The 19,058-nt window shown below is 58.0% G+C and carries 12 protein-coding genes; 10 read left to right on the top strand and 2 right to left on the bottom strand.

What is annotated here, in order from left to right; translation table 11 throughout:
- Nucleotides 1-20: 20 nt before the first annotated feature.
- The 3 genes from V9K67_RS13170 (at nt 21) to V9K67_RS13180 (ending at nt 5,265) form a co-directional block, all read left to right on the top strand.
- Nucleotides 21-974, top strand: coding sequence for a DUF5627 domain-containing protein (locus tag V9K67_RS13170; RefSeq protein ID WP_336723168.1), 954 nt, complete (start codon nt 21-23; stop codon nt 972-974).
- A gap of 35 nt (nt 975-1,009) precedes the next feature.
- A complete protein-coding gene (locus V9K67_RS13175) occupies nt 1,010-3,163 on the top strand; it encodes an endo-1,4-beta-xylanase (RefSeq protein WP_336723170.1) in 2,154 nt (717 codons plus the stop codon).
- 131 nt (nt 3,164-3,294) lie between these two features.
- Complete coding sequence (locus tag V9K67_RS13180) at nt 3,295-5,265, top strand: family 43 glycosylhydrolase (protein ID WP_336723172.1); 1,971 nt, start codon at nt 3,295-3,297, stop codon at nt 5,263-5,265.
- Nucleotides 5,266-5,330: 65 nt separating this feature from the next.
- On the opposite strand, the gene V9K67_RS13185 is transcribed toward V9K67_RS13180, so the two are convergent.
- Complete coding sequence (locus V9K67_RS13185) at nt 5,331-6,617, bottom strand: hypothetical protein (protein WP_336723173.1); 1,287 nt, start codon at nt 6,615-6,617, stop codon at nt 5,331-5,333.
- A 270-nt stretch (nt 6,618-6,887) separates the two neighbouring features.
- Between V9K67_RS13185 and V9K67_RS13190 the strand changes: the two genes are divergently transcribed.
- From V9K67_RS13190 to V9K67_RS13205, 4 genes are read left to right on the top strand one after another with little or no spacing between them, the layout of a single operon-like run.
- Nucleotides 6,888-8,243 carry a glycoside hydrolase family 43 protein gene (locus tag V9K67_RS13190; RefSeq protein WP_336723174.1) on the top strand — a complete coding sequence of 452 codons (1,356 nt, stop codon included), beginning with the start codon at nt 6,888-6,890 and terminating at the stop codon, nt 8,241-8,243.
- A gap of 44 nt (nt 8,244-8,287) precedes the next feature.
- Nucleotides 8,288-9,127: a sialate O-acetylesterase gene (locus tag V9K67_RS13195; protein ID WP_336723175.1), complete on the top strand. Its 840-nt coding sequence runs from the start codon at nt 8,288-8,290 to the stop codon at nt 9,125-9,127.
- A gap of 21 nt (nt 9,128-9,148) precedes the next feature.
- A complete protein-coding gene (locus V9K67_RS13200; protein ID WP_336723176.1) occupies nt 9,149-10,261 on the top strand; it encodes an endo-1,4-beta-xylanase in 1,113 nt (370 codons plus the stop codon).
- Between the two features lie 8 nt (nt 10,262-10,269).
- Nucleotides 10,270-11,541, top strand: coding sequence for a family 8 glycosyl hydrolase (locus V9K67_RS13205; RefSeq protein ID WP_336723178.1), 1,272 nt, complete (start codon nt 10,270-10,272; stop codon nt 11,539-11,541).
- Nucleotides 11,542-12,006: 465 nt separating this feature from the next.
- Here V9K67_RS13205 and V9K67_RS13210 read toward each other — a convergent pair whose 3' ends face one another.
- Complete coding sequence (locus V9K67_RS13210; protein ID WP_336723179.1) at nt 12,007-12,426, bottom strand: response regulator; 420 nt, start codon at nt 12,424-12,426, stop codon at nt 12,007-12,009.
- A gap of 302 nt (nt 12,427-12,728) precedes the next feature.
- On the opposite strand from V9K67_RS13210, the gene V9K67_RS13215 reads away from it, so the two are divergent.
- From V9K67_RS13215 to V9K67_RS13225, 3 genes are read left to right on the top strand one after another with little or no spacing between them, the layout of a single operon-like run.
- Nucleotides 12,729-14,288, top strand: a complete 1,560-nt coding sequence (locus tag V9K67_RS13215) for a fasciclin domain-containing protein (protein WP_336723180.1) — start codon at nt 12,729-12,731, stop codon at nt 14,286-14,288.
- A 60-nt stretch (nt 14,289-14,348) separates the two neighbouring features.
- Nucleotides 14,349-17,576 (top strand): SusC/RagA family TonB-linked outer membrane protein, encoded by a 3,228-nt coding sequence (locus tag V9K67_RS13220; RefSeq protein WP_336723181.1) that lies wholly within the window; start codon nt 14,349-14,351, stop codon nt 17,574-17,576.
- Between the two features lie 33 nt (nt 17,577-17,609).
- The gene (locus tag V9K67_RS13225; protein ID WP_336723182.1) at nt 17,610-19,055 is read left to right on the top strand and encodes a RagB/SusD family nutrient uptake outer membrane protein; all 1,446 of its coding nucleotides are present in this window, start codon (nt 17,610-17,612) and stop codon (nt 19,053-19,055) included.
- Nucleotides 19,056-19,058: the final 3 nt, after the last annotated feature.

Below are 19,058 nucleotides of genomic sequence, written 5' to 3' on the forward strand. Positions count from 1 at the left end.
ATTCCTTGAAAAATAAACGAATGAAAAAGCTTTTTATATCCCTTATGGCCCTGGCCGCACTGGCATCCTGCAATAAGGAAAAGGAGTTCCCCGACTACGATTACCAGACGGTGTACTTCTCCTATCAGTACCCGGTGCGCACCGTCACCCTGGGGGAGGATATTTTCAACACCGACCTGGATAACCAGCACAAAGTCAAAATCATGGCCACCACCGGCGGCGTTTATGAAAGCAAAAAAGACCTGACCATCGGCGTAAACGTCGATAACTCCCTGGTGGCGAACGGGCAGGTATTCAAGGGCTCCACCAACGATATCGTGGCCATGCCCGCCAATTATTATTCGCTTACCTCCAGCAGCATCCTGATCCCCAAAGGCAGCCTGACCGGCGGCGTGGAGGTGCAGCTGACCGATGCGTTCTTTAACGATCCGAAGGCGATCCGGAATTCCTACGTCATTCCCCTGCGCATGAACGCCAAGGGCGACGCCGATTCCCTTCTCGCCGGCAAGGACTTTATCCTCTACGCCGTCAAGTACGTCAATCCCTGGCACGGCAATTACCTGCGCCGCGGAAAGGATGTCCTCTCCGGCAGCGTTACCGGCACCACCGTACGGCACCAGCAGTACGTGGAAGACGACGAGGTGAAAAAATTGTCCACCCGCTCGATGCAGCAGGTGGAATTCCCCCTGGTGGTGAAGGATAAGAACGGCAACAACGTCAATTGCACGCTGCTGCTGACATTCGACGGCGCCGGCAAGTGCACCGTGTCGTCCGCCACTACGGGCATTACCGCCACCGGCAACGGGTCTTTTGTAAAAAGAGGCGAGAAGAACAGCTGGGGCAGCAAGGACCGCGACGCCCTGTACCTCAATTATGAAGTGGCCCTTACAGATATGCGGGTAGCCTCTACCGATACCCTGGTGATGCGCGACCGTGCGGTAACCATGGAAACCTTTACCCCCCAAGCCAAATAAACGAGCCGCATTAACCCAACTAACTCCGTTTTAAAATGAAACTACTCAATCAACTGACGATAGGTATTGCCACCCTGGTAACCGCCGCTTCCTGTGCCCGCTACGAGCCGCTGGACTTCCAGGTGCAAAAACCCGAAAGCATTGCCCTGCAGGAAGATATCGACGCCTACCCGGCGCTGAAAAGCTATATCAACCGTGCCGCCCATCCGAACTTCAAGTTCGGCGTGGCCATGAGCATCAATGATTACCTGGGCCAGGCGGTGAAGTACCGGCTTGCCAACAAGAACTTCGATGAGATCGTGCTGGACTACGCCATGAAGCATGGCGCCGTAGTGCAGGCCGACGGCAGCCTGGCCCTGGAGAATGTAAAGAAAATGCTGGAGTCGGCCAAAGCTGCGGGCATGTCGGTGTACGGCCATACCCTGGCCTGGCATGCCAACCAGAACGCGGCTTACCTGAAAGGGCTGATCGCCCCGCTGTCGGTGACCGCTCCCGGCTTTGCCAACGACCTGTCGCTGACGGGCCTGCAGGACGCTTCCTTCACCGGCTGGACCCGCACCAACAGCGGGGCCGGTATTTCGGTAGTGGCCGGACAAGGCATGGGCGCCGGCACCAAAGCCCTTCAACTGACCGCTTCCGCGGCTTCTTCCACACCGGATGCCCTGCAACTGGTAAGCCCCGCCATCCCGGTGCGGGCGGGCCGCAAATACGAGATCGTAGCCTACATCAAATCCGACAAGCCGGGCGAAGGACGCATTTCCTTTGAAGGCCTGCAAAACAACACCCCCAAGGTGGACTGGATGAAAAAAGGCACGGCCACCGAAACCTTTACCACCGGTATTTCCTGGAAGGAGATCCGCTTCCAGGTGAGCGATTTCACCGGCAGCAGCATCAAGCTCAAGTTTGACCTGGGCTACAAGCCTGGCGTTACCTATTACCTCGACGTGAACAACCTGTATGTATACGATACCCAGGGCACGCCCCTGATCACCAACCAGGTTGCCGGCGGCGACTTTGAGTCGGGCAGCGGCTGGGGCGGCTGGGGCGGTGCCTCTACCCGGGGCATTACCGCCGATGGCCTGGGGGTAAACAACAAAGGCAAGGCCTTTTTTGTCACCAATCCCACCAAAGCGGCCAACTACTGGGATGTGCAAACCACTTATTCCTTTGCCGAACCGCTCAAGAACAACGAAACCTACAACCTCAGCTTCTGGGTGAAAGGTACCGCCCCGGGGATCATCCGGCCCGAGCTGCAAAGCGCCAACTACTCCTCCAACGGCTTCGGCCAGGTGTCGGTAACCACCGACTGGCAGAAGGTAAGCCTTTCCACCACCGCTACCGCCGCCGACCGGAGCCGGCTGATCTTCAGCTATGGCGAATTTGCCGGAACGGTGTATATCGATGACGTGGTGCTGAGCTCCTCCAAAGCCGCCGGCGGCAGCACCACGGTGGAGAAAACCGCGGCCGAAAAGGACATCATCCTGACCGAAGCCCTGGAAAAATGGATCACCGGCATGGTCAGCGCCACCAAGGGCCAGGTGAAAGCCTGGGACGTAGTGAACGAGCCCATGGACGACGCCCGCCCTTCCGAGCTGAAAACCGCCGCCGGCCGGACCTCCATTGCCGCCGACGAGTTCTTCTGGCAGGACTACCTGGGTAAGGACTACGCGGTAAAAGCCTTCAAGGCTGCCCGCCAGGCCGGCAACCCCACCGATATTCACTTTATCAACGACTACAACCTCGAGTACAGCCTCGATAAAACCCGCGGCCTGATCGAGTACGTGAAGTACATCGAAAGCAAGGGCGCCAAGGTGGACGGCATCGGCACCCAGATGCACATCAGCACCACCTCCGACAAGGACAAGATCGCCGAAATGTTCCGCCTGCTGGCAGCCACCGGTAAGCTGATCAAAATCTCGGAACTGGACCTGGGCGTGGGCGTGAAGACCACCGAGGCGAAGGCCGAACATTACAAGGCGCAGGCCGACATGTACAAATACGTGATTGAAAAGTACTTCGAGCTCGTTCCTGCCGCCCAGCGCTACGGCATCACCATCTGGAGCCCGCTGGACAGCCCCGCCGGCACGGGCTGGAGAGCCGGCGAGCCGATAGGCCTGTGGACGGAAGCCTTTGTGCGCAAACAGGCCTATGCCGCCGTGGCCCAGGCACTGGAGAAAAATACCAAGTAAAAACCAACCATTCATTCGTACAACCATGACAGAAAACATTCCCGGCCCCTTCGGACCGGGATGTTTTTTCTCAACCCTGCACCGCCCGGGGCGTTTGCCCGCGTGCAGGATCCGCTAAACCATATAAAAACATGAAGCAATCCTATAACCGGATATTCGGACTTTTAAGTTTATGCCTCGGCGCTTCTTTCGGCGTTGCGGCGCAGAACAGCATTCCCCCTTCGGTTTCCCCTTACCAGCAGGTGAGCACCTATGTCAATCCCGTGCTGCCGGGCGACCATCCCGACCCCACGCTGCTGAAGGTCGGCGATGACTTTTATCATTGCGGCTCCAGCTTTCATTTTACCCCCTACCTGCCCATTTACCATTCCAGGGATCTGGTGCACTGGCAGGAGATCAGCAGGGTAGTGCCGCCCTCCAAGGCCGGCTTTGTTTCCGACAAGCCCTCCGAAGGCATCTGGCAGGGCGCCATCACCCACTTTTACGGTTCGTACTGGATCTATTTCTCCGCCGGCGGGCAGTGGTTTTCCAAGGCCTCGTCGCCCCAGGGACCCTGGTCCGAGCCGGTGCGGGTACAAACCAATCCGACCACGGGACCGCTGGGCTACGACAACTCCATTTTCGTGGACGATGACGGCAAGCCCTATATGGTGATCAAGAATATGCAGAAGGTCAACCGCCTGCAGGCCCTGGGCCGCGACGGGCAGCTGACCGATACGGTGATCAACCTCGACTGGATCAATGCCAAACAGCAGTACAGCTGGGCGGAAGGACCGGTGATGTGCAAGCGCAACGGCTACTATTACTATTTCCCGGCCGGCGATGTTTCCGGCGGGCAGTACGTGCTGCGGGCGTCGGCGCTGACCGCCGACTCCACCAAGTGGGAACGGCTGGGCGAATTTTTCAAACCCATCACCGACCCCCAGACGGGTTTCCGCCGCCCCAACCATATTGCCGCACCCGTACAACTGGCCGACGGCACCTGGTGGACCATCGGCCAGAGCTACGAGCGGCTGGGTACGGACGACTGGTCGGGTATGGGCCGGCAGACCTCCCTGTACCAGGTGATCTGGGAAGGCGACCGTCCCTGGGGCGTGCCCCCGACCACCGCGCCGGTGCTGAAGCCCGACCTGCCCAAGGGCGGTATTCCCTGGAGAAGCGTCCGCACGGATTATTTCGACGGCAACGGGCTGAAAGCCGGCTGGCACTTTTTGACCAAACGGGCCGAAAAGCAGGTATCCCCGGCGGCCAGGCAGGGCTGGCTGCGGCTGTTGCCCGACACGGCGGCAGCGCACCTGGTGCAAAAAGAAACCGACCATTACTATACCGCCCTTACCCGCTTGGCCCTGGACGCCGCCCGGCCCGCCGACAAGGGCGGCCTGTACCTGACCAACGGCAACCAGAAGGTGACCGTGAAACTGTACAGCGGCTACGACAACGGCAAAAAGATCATCTTCCAGCTGGATACGGCGACCCGCAGCCTCCCGAACCGTTTTGGCAAAGAGGTGTGGCTGAAGCTGGAACGGAAGGAGCACCAGTTGACGGCTTATTGCAGCGGCGATGGAAAGGAGTGGACGGCGGTAGGAGCCCCCATCAGTGCGGTGGCCCTGGACAAGACGCAGCCCAACTACAATTCCTGGGTAGGCACCAGCGTGGGGCTGTTTGCCGAAGGACAGCCGGCCGATTTTGACTTCTTTGTGTGCAAGGACGGCTTTTCGTGGCTGCCCGCCGCCGGCTGCAGCAATTATTTCGGCGTGCAAAAGCAGGGCCCCGACAAGGTGGTGACCACCACCTCCGATAAAGGAGGATGGTTCATGATCTCCGGGGTGGACCTGGGCAGCGGCGGCCGCACTGCGGCGCAGCTGGAGCTGCAGGCGTCCGCACAGGCAGATGGCAAGCTGGAGATCTGGCTGGACGACCTCGTTTCCGGGAAGCTGGTGGCCACCGTGCCGGTTCGGGCCACGGGAGGGGACACCAATAGGAAGGTATTCCGCCAGGCCCTGAAAAATGTCTCCGGGCAGCATGATGTGTTTGTGCGCTTTCCTGCCGGCAATGCGCAGGCCATCAAGGTACAGGCCTTGCGCTTTTTACCGGCCAAATAACAAGGGCAGATGGAAATATTTTGGGGTGCGCCGGCTGCCGGGCACCCCAAAACTATTTTTAGCCGCTACTGCGGCTTTTTTGTCGGGAACAGGTAGTTGACGTGGAACTGGAATCCCGTGGTACTTATGTTGTATATCCTGTAGTGATCCATAATGGTGGCGGGAAAATAAAGAAAGGAGGCTTCGAGCCGGTTCCGGTAGACAACGCCCACACGGCCCAGGACGTTCCGGGACACCTTCTTTAAATCAAAATAATTATCCTTGGCCGGGCCTTCTTTCCCGCTGCGCAGGTCCACCTCGCTATAGTAGTTTTTCGAAAAGCTGCTCAGGCTGTAACCCATGCCGGCACCCACCGGGATCTTCACCGCCGGCGAATGGTACACATTAAAGATCACCTGGGGATACAGGGTGATGGTGGACATCGATAATTCGTAAGTGGCCTGGTAGCCGGAGGGACGGGTGGTGGTCAGTTTCGAGCGGTTGGTTTGATACCCGCCTTCCAGCCGGAAAAGCAATTTACCGACATGGGGATTCACCAGCAGGTCCGCTCCCGCGGAAAACCGCGGACGGAGGGCCGAGGTGCTCTGGGTATTGGCCGCGAAGAAATGGTCGCCTGTAACGGCAAGCTTATTTTGCTGCAGGCCGGCGCCGGCAAAAAACCGTACCGAGGAGGGCTGCTTTGCTTTCAGGTGCTTTTCCTCCTGCTTTTTCATCCCTTCCATCTGGTAAACCACTTCTTTCAGCGCCTTTTCTTCATAGGGGACCGTCTCTATTTTATCCGCCAGTTTGGGGGTGTACAAACCCCGGGTATACAGGATGTTTTTCAGTTGCTGCTGAAAGGTTTTTTCCCGTACCAGGGCATCCGTGGAATAATCATCCAGCGAGGTGCCCTTATAAAATTCCCGGTACACCAGTTCTTCCGGCCCCGCCGCTCCTTCCTGGAGTACATAAAACCGTTGCTTGATCTTGTCGGCATAGGAATATAAGCTGAGGGATTTTCCCCGGTATAACACTTTCAGAAAGACAGTGGCGGTTTTCGTGGACGTGTCCCGGCCGCGGAGGTCACTCAGCTGGACCGGGTCCAGGCTTATTTTGAGCAGGTGGCGTTCATAGGCTTCTTTGTTCCGTACCTCGAAGGACCGAAGGGTAGTGGCATTGTATTCGGCGGCCCCTTCGCCGCTGGCATCAGCGCTGAATCTTATCCGTTCGGGGTTCTGGTTCCATTCCCGGAAATCGATGAAGCCCCTCAGGGTGTCCCCGGGGGAAGTGACGATATGCCCTTCCTGGAAATTTTTCTGTGCGGACAGCAGGAGGGGAGAAAAGAAAAGGCAGAATGGCAGCAGATGTCTCATGGTTGTTTTGGTTGTGTTTTAAATATAGTAAAAAAGCAAAGGCCGTTACCGGCCTGGTAAAAATAGCAGCGGGTGCTTTACGGCAATGGCTGCCTTGTTCAAAAGAGGGGCGGGAATGTTAAGGAAGCGCTGAAGATGCGGGGGATGGATTTACAATTGTGGCCTTTTTTTGTACAAACGTGCTCTCCCGGGCACCAGGCCCTGGCTACTTTTACCTGCTCCCGGAAGTGGAGCGCATCCACACCCATTTTTATCACAAAACCGATTGCCTTGCAAAGAATACTGAAAACGGTTGCCCAGGGCCTCGTGGCCACCCTTCTGCTGCCTTTTGCCGTTCAGGCCCAAAACCCCATTGTTCAAACTATCTATACCGCCGACCCGGCGCCTATGGTGCATAACGACACCCTGTTCCTGTATACCGGCCATGATGAGGACAAATCCACCTGGTTTACCATGAAGGACTGGCACGTGTACGCCACCACCGATATGGTCAACTGGACGGACCGGGGCGTGGGACTTTCGCTGAAAACATTCAGCTGGGCGGATAAAGATGCCTGGGCGGGACAGTGCATTTACCGGGACGGGAAATTCTACTGGTACGTGCCGGTGCATGCCAAAGGCGTGGGCATGTCCATCGGCGTAGCCGTTTCCGACAAGCCTACCGGCCCCTTTACCGATGCCCTCGGCAAACCCCTGGTGCATAGCGGCAACGGGGATATCGATCCGACCGTTTTCATCGACGACGACGGGCAGGCATACCTGTACTGGGGCAATCCTTATTTGAAATATGTAAAGCTCAATAAGGACATGGTCTCTTATTCGGGCGAGGTGGTGACGGTTCCTTTGAATAAAGAAGGGTTTCACGTACGCTATAAAGACGCCGATAAACGGCCCTCCGCCTACGAAGAAGGCCCCTGGCTGCACAAGCGGAAAAATTTGTACTACCTGCTTTATCCTGCCGGCGGGGTTCCGGAGCACCTGGCCTATTCCACCGCACCTGCCGCTACCGGGCCGTGGACCTACCGGGACACGATCATGACGGTCATCAAAAAAGGCGGGGCCTTTACCAACCACCCCGGGATCGTGGAGTACAAAGGCAAATCCTACTTCTTTTACCACAATGGCGCCTTACCCGGCGGCGGCGGGTTTACCCGGTCGGTTGCCGTGGAGGAATTCCGGTTTAACAAGGATGGCTCCATCCCCCGGATCCAGCCTACCGCCGGTATCGAAAAAGCGGTGGGCACGCTCAACCCTTTTAAAGGGGTAGAGGCCGAAACCATTGCCTGGGAACAAGGCGTGGAAACGGCAGCCGACAGCACGGGCAACATTTATGTGACCGACATCGATAACGGCGATTACATCAAGGTGCGCAGCGTGGATTTTCAAAAAGGGGCCACCGCCTTTGAAGCCGAGGTCCGCCCTTTGTCGGGAGGCACAATAGAAATCCGGCTGGGCGGGGTAGACGGGGCCTTACTGGGTACCTGCCCCGTTCCGAAAACAGCAAAAACCTGGCAAACGGTGTCCGCTCCCCTGCAAAAGGTGAAGGGGGTTCAGGACGTATACTTCGTCTTTAAAGGCGAAGCGGGTCCCCTGTTTGATTTTAACGGGTGGCGGTTCAAAAAATAAAAAGTTGCCGGCATCATTTCACAACAACACCAATGATCAGCCATATGAAAATCGTACGCAGTTTACTTGTTTGGGCAGCATTGCTCTTTTGCGGCACCACCGCTTTTGCGCAGGATCAAAACTTTTATGTCTTCCTGAGCTTCGGGCAATCGAACATGGAGGGCAACGCCAAATTTGAAGCACAGGATACTACCGGCGACAGCCGGTTCCGGGTGCTCGAAGCGGTGGATTGTCCCAACCTGGGCCGGGAGAAGGGAAAATGGTACACGGCCGTCCCCCCTTTGTGCCGGTGCCGTACCGGCCTTACCCCCGCCGATTACTTTGGCCGGACGCTGGCCGCCCATCTTCCTGAAAAAATAAAGATCGGCGTCATCAACGTTTCCATCGGCGGCTGCAAGATCGAGCTTTTTGATAAAGACCATTACGAAACGTATACGGCCACGGCGCCTTCGTGGATGACCGGTATGATCAAGGAATACGCGGGCAACCCGTATGCCCGCCTGGTGGAGATGGCAAAGCTGGCCCAGAAAGACGGGGTCATCAAAGGCATCCTCCTGCACCAGGGCGAATCCAATACGGGCGATACCACCTGGCCGCGGAAAGTAAAAGGCGTGTACGACCACCTGCTGCAGGACCTGCACCTGCAGGCCAATTCGGTGCCCCTGCTGGCCGGCGAGCTGGTGCCGGCCGACCAGGGCGGCGCCTGCGCCAGCATGAATAAAATTATCGGCACCCTGCCGCAGACCCTCCCCAACGCCCATGTCATTTCCTCCGCCGGCTGCACCCGGGCGGACGACAAGCTGCACTTCGATGCCGCCGGCTACCGGGAACTGGGAACGCGATACGGAATGAAAATGCTGGCCTTACTGGGCTACAAACCCTAATTCGTTTTAAACAGAAAATATATGAAAACACTAAAAAGCCTGTTGGTGGGCGCCGCCGTCATTTCCCTGTTGGGCGGCTGCTCCGGCAGCGGAAAGATGGGCCAGGTAAAACTCCGGAAGGCCCAGGGATTGAAAGACTACTACAAGGATTATTTTACCATGGGCGTGGCCGTGGCGCCCCAGTCGCTGCAGGGGGCGGATTCCGCCCTGATCGTGGAGCATTTCAACAGCCTTACCGCTGAAAACGCCATGAAGATGGAGCCCCTCCATCCCCGTGAAAACGAATACCGCTGGAAAGACGCCGACCTCATTGCCGCCTTTGCCCAAAAACACGGCATGAAGCTGCGGGGCCATACCCTGTGCTGGCACGCCCAGGCACCCGGCTGGATGTTTAAAAATGCCACCGGCGACACGGTTTCCAAAGCGGTGCTGCTGCAGCGCCTGAAAGACCATATCACCACCGTGGTGCACCGCTACAAGAAGGCGGTCTATGCCTGGGATGTGGTAAACGAAGCGATCGACGACAAGGAAAGCGTCTTTTACCGCCCTTCGGCCTGGTACAACATCTGCGGCGAGGAGTTCATTGCCAAAGCCTTTGAGTATGCCCATGCGGCGGATCCCAGGGCCGTTCTTTTCTACAACGACTACAATACCGAGAACCCCAAAAAACGCGAAAAGATCTACCAGATGGTGAAGCGCCTGAAAGAAGCCGGCGTTCCCATTCACGGCGTGGGACTGCAGGGCCACTGGTCCGTCAACAACCCCTCGCGGGAAGAGCTGGAAAAGTCCATCGAAATGTTTTCTTCGCTGGGCCTGCAGGTGCAGGTAACGGAGCTCGATGTGTCGGTTTATGCCGGCCGTCAGGGCGGCCAGTTGATCAACGGGCAGCGCCGGGATTCCACCAGTGCCTTTACCCCGGAGATGGAACAGCAGCAGCGGGAAAAATACAAGATGGTGTTTGACGTGTTCCGCCAGCACGGGGGCAAGCTCACCGGGGTGACCTTCTGGAATGTCAGCGACCGCTACAGCTGGCTGGACGGCCGCGGCCGCAAGAACTATCCCTTATTGTTCGACAAGGACCGCCAGCCCAAGAAGGCGTACTGGGACGTGGTCGGCTTTACTTCAAAAAAATAACTGATCCTATGCTTCGGAATATGATCCTGGGAGGCCTGTTGCTGGCCTCCCAGCTTTCCTTTGCCCAGACCGCTGTAAAGCAGGGCCCCAAAAGCGCAGCCCGGGCGGCGGAAACACCTGCCTTTTCTTCGGGAGTATATCCCAACCTGTTCCGGGAGGCCGGCTACAGCCAGGCTGATATCGACAAAAAACTGGCCCGGGCCTATTACGATGTGTTCGAGGGACCCAACCGGGTGTATTTCGAAGTGGGCGATTCGATGGGCTATGTATCCGACGTCAAGAACAACGACGCCCGCACGGAGGGACTTTCGTACGGCATGATGGTGGCGGTGCAGCTCAATAAAAAAGAGGTGTTCGACCGCATCTGGCGCTGGTCGAAAAAATACCTGCAGCACCAGCAGGGTCCCCGCGAGGGCTACTTTGCCTGGAGCATCGAGCCGAAAACTTTAAAGAAGAATTCCGAAGGCTCCGCCTCCGACGGTGAGCTGTACTACATCACCAGCCTGCTGTTTGCCGCCAACCGCTGGGGCAACAACACCGGCATCCATTATTACAACGAAGCCCGCCGCATCCTGGACGCCATGTGGCAGAAGAACGGTACCGGCGGTGTGTATAACCTGATCAATACTGAGCACAAGCAGATCACCTTTGTGCCCGAAGGGGATATGTACCACTGGACGGATCCCTCGTACCACCTGCCGGCCTTTTACGAGGTGTGGGCAGCCTACGCCAAAGACGGCCACGAACAGTTTTACCGCGATTGTGCCGACACCTCCCGGGCCTTCCTGCACCGGGCCTGCCACCCGGTAACCGGCCTCAATGCCGACTATACGGAATTCAGCGGCCAGCCCCATCCCACCCCGTGGATGCCGCCGGCCTTCCGCTACGATTCCTGGCGGGTACCGATGAACATGGCCATGGACTACGTGTGGTTCGGCAAGGACAAGGCCTGGCAAAAGGACTATGCCCGGCGCTTCCAGGGTTTTTTGCGCTCGAGGGGTATGGACACCTACGACGACCAGTTTAACCTGGACGGCTCGCGCCCCGACTTTATCCTGCCGGCCGGTACCGTCAAAAAGCTGCGGCATTCGCTGGGCCTGGTGGCCACCTCGGCTTCCGCCTCCCTCATGAACCGCGACGACCGAGATTTTGTGCACGCCCTCTGGAATGCCAAACTCGAACCCTATGAAGACGGCTACTTCGACCCGTATTATGACGGCCTGCTGTACCTCTTCAGCCTCATGCACCTGAGCGGGAAGTACCAGGTAATCCACCCATAAGTAGGTAGTGAATACTTAGCGCCGGTCCAGCCTTAGGCTCGACCGGCGCTTTATTTTGCATTTGCCGGCCGTTTTTATCAGAATGGCGTACCAGGTTTCTGGCTATGCTGCTAATGACAAGTAGGGCAAAGTGCTACACTAAGACTGTCATCTGGCTTAAGATTGTTGCCCCGAAATGGATCATTTCAGTCAAAAGTCTGATGGTTAAGCTTCTTATGATTAAGGTAGTATTCAGATGCTGTACGTCCCGCTAGGGACGTCTGGTGGGTAGAAGGGGTTCCATCAGAAGATCTCCGTCCCGCTAGGGACGGCTGGTAATTGCAGCCTACCAACCGTTCCTAATGGAACGGAGGCTTCAGGTTGAAACTTTTCTACCCATCACTTGTGCCTAGCGGCACAAAGCATCCCACTGCTGAAAGCCACTCCATGTCATCACTAAATTTTTCCCACCGCATGCGCATGTTCCTATATGGAGAGCGAGCAGGGTAGGGAACAGAACCGCTTAAAAATCTTTTGTAATGCATCGGCCAGCAAGGTTACCTCCCAGGGCTTTTCCAGGTACTGCTGCGCCCCCGCCCGGTAGGCATCGGCAACAATGGCCTTCAGGCTGGAAGTGCTCCAGAGCACCACCGGGATGTGGCGGTAGGCCGGGTGCGCTTTCAACTGGTGCAGCCAGTAAATACCATCCTCTTTCGGCAGCTTGTAATCCAGCACGATCAGGCCGGGCATCCGGTCGGCCATCGTTTCCCAAAGTTCCCCGGCATCGTCCAGCCACGTCAGCGCCGTTTGCGGCGCCACACGGTCCAGCGCTTCCTGAAGCAGGAAGCAGTCATCCCGGTCGTCATCAACCAGGAGAATACGAAAAGTCCTGTTGGTTTCTTGCATACCTGACGATTAAGACCTAAAGGTCACCCTGCCCGCCGGCAAAGAGGGGCACAAACCGTGAGAAGAAGGGAACGTTTGTGCAAAGCGGACAACGGTCCCGACCACCTCAAAATGCCGGAAATCCCTTATATAAGACCATAAGAGAACCCTGAGGGAAGGGAACAACGGTGCAGCCGGGGCCAATAGACAATTGTTCTCAAGGTTTGGACAAATGTGCCCTCCCCGCTCTGGCCCGCAGGCTAATTTTACCCTGTCGAAAAGGGAGGATGCCTTCATTATCAACTAATAACCAATTCTAAACAATGTTTCAATTGTTACAACGAAAACGCTTTGCCATTAACCTCCCCCTGCTGCTTTTCTTCCTTTCCCTGCTGGCGGCTGCCTGCCAGAAGGGCTACAAGGAATACTACGGGGGCGAAAACCCCAAAGGGGGATTTCTGTACAACAAGATCAAGGACAACCCTTCCTTCAGCCAGTTTTCCCGGGGACTGGAACGGGCCGACCTGGTCAAATACATCAACCAGGGCGGGCTGTACACCGTATTCGCCCCCACCAACGAGGCTTTTGACACCTACCTGAAGGCCAATAATTACAATACCATCGACGACGTGCCGGTAGACCGGCTCTTCACCGTCCTGAGCTTCCACATCGTCAACAACATGTGGTACTACTACGACCTCAAGACCCGTTTTGCCACCAACAAGCAGACCCTCTACCTTACCCGCAATAAAAAATTCCTGAATATCGATGTGACGGCCGCCGATACCATCAAGGCCAACGGCATCCCCGTGGTCAACAGCCTGAGGGACATCGACGCGGAAAACGGCGTGATCCACGGCATCGGCCAGGTGCTGGTGCCCCTGCCCAGCCTGGAAGACGTGCTCCAGGGCGACCCCGCCCTGAAGAACAGCACCTTCTACCGCCTGATGCAGGTGCTGGCCGACAAGGCCTACGACCGCTTCAACAGCTACGACAAGGACCGCGACGGCCAGCTCGACTCCATGTTCTACAAGGTGTACCCGCTGCTGACCAACGTGAATACCTCCATCGAGTTTAAGCAGAATACCGCCGTGGACAACCAGGGCGGCGACCCGGTCTTCAACACCATCCTGGTGCCTTCCGACGATTCGCTGAACGCCCAGATCGCCCCGGCACTGGCCCGGATCGACAATAACGTGACGGACAAGATCGCGGCCCTGTCGCCGGCCTACGTGGAAGCGGTGCTCAAATCCTACTTTATTTACGATACGTCCCGCACCTACAGCGCCGAAGCCCTCATCAACCGCCCGGCTACGCCCATCCTCCGCTCGGTAAACAGCGAGGCCCTGCCCGCCCTCTCGGACGCCCAGTTCCTGCGCAAGGACATCCCGGCCAGCAACGGCGTCATCCACCTGATCAACCGCACGTTCCCCGCTTCGGAGCAATTAAGGAGCGCCCTGGGACAGGCGTCGATGGACCCCCAGCTGTCGCAGTTCATGATGGCCCTTCAAAAGGCCGGCCTCATGGGCACCTATGAGAACCTGGCAAGGGCAGGAACGTACCTGGCGCCTACCAACGCCGCCTTTGCCGCCGCCGGCATCGATGCGAAGACCCAAACCATGTTTGGCAGCGGCATCAGCAATACCGACTTTGCCCTGCTGGTGAAGAACCACATCATCGAATCGAACCTGGCGCCTTCCGGCCTCACCGGCACCAAGGTCACCGCGGCTGCCGCCCCCTACCAGCTGGTATTCACCAACGGGGGTGCTACCGTCACCACCAACACGGGCCTGGTGGCCACCGTGCAGCTGCCCGAAGCGACCAAGGGCGCCAATAACGTGGGCTATGTGTACAAAGTGGACAAGGTGCTGTTCCCCAAATAAAAAGCCTCTATCCGAAAAAACGTATAACTGCTATCTGCTCAACTATTATCGAACTTGTCTATGAAGAAAATTGAACTGCTCACCAGGAGCCTGCTCGTCCTGCTGGCCCTCCTGTATATCGGGCATCCTGCGGCCTTCGGCCAGGGCCCTATCGTCATCAAGGGAACGGTTACCGAAGGGCCTTCCGGCGGCGGCCTGTCCGGGGTGACCGTGGTGGAAGTGAACGAAAACGACCGCCAGCTGGCCGGCGTCAACACCGACGAAACCGGCAGCTACACCCTTCGGGTGTCGGATCCGAAACACAAGCTGCGCTTTTCCTATATTGGTTTTGAAACGAAAACCGAGGCCATCGGCGGCCGTACGGTTGTCAATATAACGTTGGCCCGGGCGTCGAAAAACGACCTGGACGACGTGACCGTGATCGCCACCCGCAAGGATGTGTCGCTGGGCTTCGGCAACACCTCCAAGCGCGACCTGATCGGCTCGGTGGCCTCCATCAAGGGCGAGACCCTGTCCGAGCAGCCCGCCACCTCCATCGACCAGATGATGCAGGGACGCGCCGCCGGCGTGCAGGTAGTGACCAACTCCGGCGATCCCGGCTCGGGCGTGGACATCCGCATCCGCGGCGCCGGCTCCATCTCCGGCGGCAACGACCCGCTGTATATTGTCGATGGTATTCCCATCATCTCCACGCCCTTCGACCCCTCCAACGACAAAGGCGCCGTGGCCCGCATCAACCCCATCGCCGACATCAACCCCAGCGACATCGAGCGCATCGATATTTTGAAAGATGCCAACGCTTCCGCCATCTACGGCGCCCGTGCCGCCAACGGCGTGGTGATCATCACCACCAAGAGGGGTAAGAAGAACGTGACCAACATCACCTTCAACTCGCAGCTCAGCCTGCAGGCCGCCCCCGCCGCCATCCCCGTGCTGGACGGCCCGGCTTATAAAGTGATGCGCCTGGAGGCCGAGCAGCATATCGGTAACATCAACCCCTCCAACGCCACCCTGCAGCCCCTGGTGGACGATCCTGCGTATCCTTATTACATTTACTACCAGAGCAATACCAACTGGATGAAGGAGCTGCGCCAAACCGGCCTGGCGCAGGTGTACAACCTGTCGGTCAGCGGCGGGGGAGAGGCCATGCGCTACAACTTCAGCACCTCCTACACCAACCGCAAGGGCGCAATGGTCAATACCGGCAATACCCGCATGACCGGCCGCTTCAACCTCGATTATACCGTGTCCAAAAAGCTGCGCTTCTCGGCCAATATTTCCTTTGCGAGAAGCAAGGTGAACAACTATGCCGACTACGGCCAGGGCTCGGTGTATTATACCGCCCTCGTACGCAGCCCGGCCATGCCCATCTACGACGTGGACGTGAACGGCAACCCCCTGCCCAATTACTTTTCCCTGGGCGGCGTGCATACCGGCATGGACAACCCCATCGCCTATGCCAACAGCATCACCAACGATGCCTACAGCACCAACCTGAAGCCGAATATCCGGGCCGAGCTCGACATCCTGCCGGGCTTGAAATACACCTCCAACGCCTCGCTGGACTTCGTGGGCGAGAACGGCCTGCTGTTCCTGCCGCCCGATGCTACCGGCCTGATCTGGAACGACCAGAACTTCAACCGCGTGGACACAAGGGATTTCGAGCGCCAGCAGATGATCCTCGACAACCTGCTCACCTATACCCGGGGCTTTTCGAAGATGAAGACCAGCTTTATCCTGGGCAACACCTTCAATACCTTCAACTCCAACCAGCTGGTGGCCAGCGCCTACGCCACCGGTTCCAGCCAGCTGCAAAACCTGGGCTCCGCCGCCGGCTACCGCAGCCTCACCTCCTCGAAAGCCACCGAAACCATCGTGTCGGGCTTTGCCAAGGCCGACCTGGTAATCGATGATAAATACGGCTTCAACGCCACCATCCGCCGCGACGGCTCCTCGAAGTTCGGCGGCGCCAACAAGTACGGCAACTTTCCCTCGGTGGGCGCCTACTGGCGGGTTTCTTCCGAAAACTTCATGAAGTCGCTGCCGGCCGTTTCCGACCTGAAGTTCCGCGCCTCCTGGGGCCGCCTGGGCAACAGCGGCATTCCCAACTACGCCTACATCAGCCAGTTCTCTTTAGGCGCCAACTACATGGGCTATAACGGGGTACGACAAACGAACCCCTCGCTGAACGACCTGCGCTGGGAAACCAACGAAAGCACCAACCTGGGTATGGACCTGTCGCTGTTCCGCAGCCGCCTCAACGTGACCCTCGACTGGTACAACAAGGACACCAAGGACCTTTTATACACGCAGCCCCTGCCGGCCTCCAGCGGCCTGGGCTCCATCCTCACCAACCTGGGCACTATCCGCAACCAGGGCGTGGAGCTGGACGTGAACATCGACGTACTGAAAAAGAAGAAAAACGGCAAGGGCGTCAACTGGAACCTGGCGTTCAACCTGGCCCGCAACGACAACGAGGTGCGGTACCTGCCGGGCGGCTCGCTGGCCATCAACGCGGGCTACGCCAACTTTACCTCGCAGGTAAAGGCCGGCGATCCCCTGGGTACTTATTACGGCCTGGTGTACAAGGGCGTGTATGCCTATGACGCCGACGCCGTGGTACGCGACGCCAAGGGCGCCACCGTGTACGAGCTGGACGGGCAGACGCCCCGCATCATGCGGATCGGCAGCGAGACCGGCGAACTGTTCAAGGGCGGCGACGCCATCTACGAAGACTTCAACCACGACGGCATCATCAACGACCAGGACAAGGTGCTGATCGGCAATGCCAACGCCAATTTCTTTGGCGGCTTCAACAACTCCTTCGACTATAAAAACTTCGGCCTGCGCTTCTTCATACAATTCCAGGAAGGCAACAACGTGATCAACGGCCTGCGCTACTACCTCGAAGGCATGACCGGCACCGAGAACCAGGCCATCACCACCCTGAAGCGCTGGCGCAAGCAGGGCGACGTGACCAACATGCCGCGGGCGCTGCGCACCGACACCCGCAACACCCAGGCCTCCACCCGCTGGATCGAGGACGGCTCCTATGCCCGCCTGAAGTTTGTGACGCTGAACTACCGCTTCCCGCAGGCCCTGGTGAAGAAGGTGCGGATGAAGGGCATCGATGCCTTCGTTACCGCCAACAACCTGCTTACCTGGACCAACTATACCGGTGCGGACCCCGAGGTGTCCATCGGCTGGAACCCGGCCCTGATCGGCATCGACCGCGGCCTCACCCCGCAGACCCGGGGCTATACGCTGGGCATCAACGCCCGCTTCTAAGTGACGTCTTCAACTCAAAAACGAACGCATTCCATGAAAATCAAAAATAACCGCTGGATCACCGCCCTTTGCCTGTCCGCACTGCTGCTGACGGCAGGCGGCTGCAAGAAATACCTGAACCAGGTACCCGATGATTCGCTGACCCGCAATGAATTTTTCCGCACCAAAGCCGACGCCACCTCCGCCATCATGGGCGTATACGACGGGCTGCAGGCCTGCGCCGACAAGTTTTTAAGCTGGGGCGAGTTCCGGGCCGACCTGATCTCCCCGACCTCCAATACCGATGTGACCTATCCTTATTATGAATTATTCGACCCCCTGCGCCCGGCCTCGGACTGGACGGCGGTGTATAACCTGATCGGCCGCGCCAATATCGTCATCGAAGCGGTGCCGGACATCCCGGCGAGGGACAGCCGTTTTTCGGTGGAGGAAAGCAACGCCATCGTAGGCGAGGCCCTGTTCCTGCGGTCGCTGGCCTACTTCTACCTGGTACGCACGTTCAAGGAAGTGCCCCTGGTGGTGACAGCCCCCAGCAACGATGCCGTGGATTATTTCCCTGCCAAGGCTTCCGCGGATTCCGTGCTGAATAAGCTGGAAGCCGACCTGAAGGTGGCCGAAGCTTCGGTACCGGTGGAGTACGCCAAAAGCGACGAGACCCGCGGACGGGTAACGAAGGGAGCTGTCCACTCGCTGCTGGCCGACGTCTACCTGTGGCGCGCCAAATACGCCGAAGCGGCGGCTGCGGCCCAAAAAGTGCTGGACAACAAGAGCCTCTACACCCTGGTGCCCGGCGCCAGCTGGCTAAGCATCTTCGCGCAGAAGAATACATCGGAAAGCATTTTCGAGATCCAGTACAACTACGTGCTGTCGGAAAACAACAGCCTCAAAGGCAATTCCGGTGCCTTCAACATGAACAACGTGCTCTACGACATGTTCACCGGCGAGCAGGACCTCGTGCGCGGCGCCAACAACACCTATACGGCTATCGGCGCCCGCGTGTTTTGGAAGTACCGCGGCCTCACCACCGACAACATCGAGCGGGCCACCAACGATCCCAACTTTATCGTGTACCGCCTGCCCGACGTGATGCTGCTGCAGGCCGAAGCCCTGGCCCACCTGGGTCCCGACGAAAAGGCCGAAGCCGTCCGCCTGCTCAACGCCGTACGCGAGCGGGCCGGTCTTCCCATCTATGACAACTACGACGGCAATACGCCCCTGGGCCTGATCATCGAGGCGCTGCTGAAGGAACGCGCCATGGAGCTGGCCATGGAAGGCAAGCGCTGGTTCGACCTGGTACGGGTAGCCACCAACGAAAACAATCCCGACATCCTGGTAAGCCGCGTCCTGAACTCGCGTACGGTAGGGGAGCGGTCGCTGATCCGCTCCCGCATCATCGATCCGCGGAGCTGGTACCTGCCCATCGCCACCACCGAGATCCAGCGCAACAAGAACCTGGTGCAAAATCCTTTCTACAAATAAGAG

Origin of the sequence: Huijunlia imazamoxiresistens (assembly GCF_037132455.1) — a bacterium.
Taxonomy (GTDB): domain Bacteria; phylum Bacteroidota; class Bacteroidia; order Chitinophagales; family Chitinophagaceae; genus Flavisolibacter; species Flavisolibacter imazamoxiresistens.